This is a genomic window from Coprobacillus sp. AF33-1AC (genome assembly GCF_003475785.1).
Classification (GTDB): domain Bacteria; phylum Bacillota_I; class Bacilli_A; order Erysipelotrichales; family Coprobacillaceae; genus Faecalibacillus.
The window spans coordinates 1-2,472 of sequence record NZ_QRQB01000047.1 but is presented as its reverse complement, the minus strand read 5'-3'; the positions used below and the strand labels follow the sequence as shown (position 1 = coordinate 2,472).

Annotated in this window: 5 protein-coding genes; 1 reads left to right on the top strand and 4 read right to left on the bottom strand. The window is 29.4% G+C overall.

Annotated features, from left to right (window positions below):
* Window positions 1–61: 61 nt before the first annotated feature.
* On the bottom strand, window positions 62–718 hold the full coding sequence (locus DWZ53_RS11020) for an HAD family phosphatase (RefSeq protein WP_118434206.1): 657 nt from the start codon (window positions 716–718) through the stop codon (window positions 62–64).
* Window positions 719–799: 81 nt separating this feature from the next.
* Here DWZ53_RS11020 and DWZ53_RS11015 point away from each other — a divergent pair, with 81 nt between their 5' ends.
* Window positions 800–1,135 (top strand): hypothetical protein, encoded by a 336-nt coding sequence (locus tag DWZ53_RS11015; RefSeq protein ID WP_118434205.1) that lies wholly within the window; start codon window positions 800–802, stop codon window positions 1,133–1,135.
* Between the two features lie 28 nt (window positions 1,136–1,163).
* On the opposite strand, the gene DWZ53_RS11135 is transcribed toward DWZ53_RS11015, so the two are convergent.
* The 3 genes from DWZ53_RS11135 to DWZ53_RS11005 all read right to left on the bottom strand — a co-directional run.
* Window positions 1,164–1,337 carry a hypothetical protein gene (locus DWZ53_RS11135; protein WP_158568253.1) on the bottom strand — a complete coding sequence of 58 codons (174 nt, stop codon included), beginning with the start codon at window positions 1,335–1,337 and terminating at the stop codon, window positions 1,164–1,166.
* A gap of 12 nt (window positions 1,338–1,349) precedes the next feature.
* Window positions 1,350–2,120: a bifunctional 2-polyprenyl-6-hydroxyphenol methylase/3-demethylubiquinol 3-O-methyltransferase UbiG gene (locus tag DWZ53_RS11010; protein WP_118434204.1), complete on the bottom strand. Its 771-nt coding sequence runs from the start codon at window positions 2,118–2,120 to the stop codon at window positions 1,350–1,352.
* Window positions 2,121–2,131: 11 nt separating this feature from the next.
* Window positions 2,132–2,472: Dabb family protein (locus DWZ53_RS11005; protein WP_233541891.1), on the bottom strand; the 341-nt coding region annotated here is incomplete at its 5' end.

The following is a 2,472-nucleotide window of genomic DNA, read 5'->3' as shown; positions in this document are numbered from 1 at the left end:
GTCTTATTGGCCGAAACAATCTCAACCACAAGTTATTTTAAATTACCAAATTTTTAACTGTTTATAATTTTTGAGTTTTAATAATTTGTGTTACATCTTCTAATGAATCAACAATAGCATAAGTTTTCTCTTGGTATTCTTGACGAGGATATTTCATATCAGGCACACAAATGACCTTTATATGTCCATCATACGCTGCTTGAATACCTGCTTCACTATCTTCTAAAACAAGTGCTTCTTCAGGTAAAACCCCTAATTTTTCACATGCTTTTAAAAAGACATCTGGATGAGGTTTCCCTTTTGCTATTTCATCACCACAAATGGAGTCATCAAAATATTTTTCAATGCCACTATCTTTTAAAATCACATCAACTCGATCACGATTACTTGAAGTAGCTATCATTGTTTTATATCCATGTTCTTTTAAATACTCTAACAATTCAACTAACCCTTTTTTAATAGGCACTCCTTTTTCTTTAAATAAATCAGCCATATATTGATGAACATCTTTAATAATTTCATCCATTGGAAAATCATTTCCAAAATGATTATAAAACATTTGATATACCGGTTTTAACGGCAACCCTAAAACCTGACGATAAAATGCTAAATCCATAGTATATCCACGTTTACCACATTCTTTTACATAGCCTTCATATGTTACCCTTTCACTATCTATCATTAATCCATCCATATCAAAGATTACAGCTTTTAACATAATTTTCTCCTTCTAAAATTTCACATATTTCACCCATGTTAATCTATTATTACCTTATTATAATAAATAAGAGGTGAAAATATGGAAAGTTATTCAATTTCATTGATTTTAACATCAAAAGCACAATTTGAAGAGGATATCATCGATCCTATTTCCTTTATATTAATTAATTGGGGTATTCCTGAAACACTCATTGATTGGCAAATATATCAAAATAAAGCCACTTTACAAGTAAATTACAGCATACAAAGTGATGACTATATTCCTTTTTCAATAAACTATCAAGAATTCAACTCTCTTTTAGAATTGTGCTATGACTATGATTTTATTTTTAAAATTACTTGTTTTGTTGATAAACAAAGTTCAACCATTGAATATCACAGTCCTTTTAATGAAATAACTTTTTCAGTTAAATAAAACCATAAAAGAACCATCATTGGTTCTTTTATTCTTCACTAGCATATGAATTTTCATATAATGCTTTTAATTCATCATCATCCATTTCTTCTACTTCCATATAGAAATGTTTAGCTCCAGTAGCATCATAATAACGAACAACTTCTTCTTCCATTTCTTCACGAGTTACATCTTTAATTTCATTATGTACTTTTACTTTCATTTTCTTATCCCTCTATTCTTTTATTAATATATCTAATGTATGTCCACTACTTCCTAACATATCTTTTCTTTGACATGTAGATAAATGATATTTCATAAATAAATCAAAAGTTTCATCATCCATCTCTTTTAAAGTATGTCGCATATAATTAGCCGGTCCATCTGCAGCAATAATCTCAATTCGTTTTAATCCTGCTGCTTGATTAAAACGATCAATATCTTCAACTCTTACATAATCATATAAATCTTTAGGATGAGATACTGTATGAAAATCATCCGTGATCTTTCCTTGTTTAATGGCTTCCCTTATGTAACCATCTCTAAATCCATGAATAATAATACTATAATCATTCATACAATAAGCAACCAAAATCATGCCACCCATCTTCGTTACACGTTTAGCTTCACTTAAAGCCTTAACCTTATCTTCAAAAGAATATAAATGATACATCGGTCCAAAGAGGAGTGTCATATCAAAAGTTTCATCTTGATAACGAGATAAATCTAATGCTGTCCCTTGATATGCTTTCACACTACTTTTTTTTGCTTTAAGGACTCCTAAATTATATTTAACAAGTTCAATGGCATCAACTTGGTAACCTTCATTAGCGAGTGCCACACTATAACGTCCCGTACCCGCACCAATATCTAAAATACGTGCTTTTTTGTCATGTAAATAATGATGAATAAAATGCATAGATGTCAAATATTCAACTTGACCATGCCTTCTTGTTAATCTTTTTTCTTCACAAAACTTACCATAATAATCTTCTAATTCACTCATTTATTTCATCCTTACATTTGATAATCAATACATACACGATCGTTTGTCACGCTTTTTACAAAATTACTTACCGCCACATGTTTAGGATGAACCTGATAAGCTTTTAAATCATCTTCTGTTTCAAATAAGCATTCTAAAACGATTTGTCGATCACTAGAAGTTAAATAGTTTAAATAAACATGTATCTCCTTTAAAAAATCAATTTCATTTTTTAAACCTTCTAATTTACTTTTAACCATTTTAGCGTCTTCAACAGTTTTACCTTCTTGAAGATTCCACATTACCATATGTTTAATCATATATTTTTCTTGTATGATATAAACGTACCTTGCCAGTACATAAATATCACTTT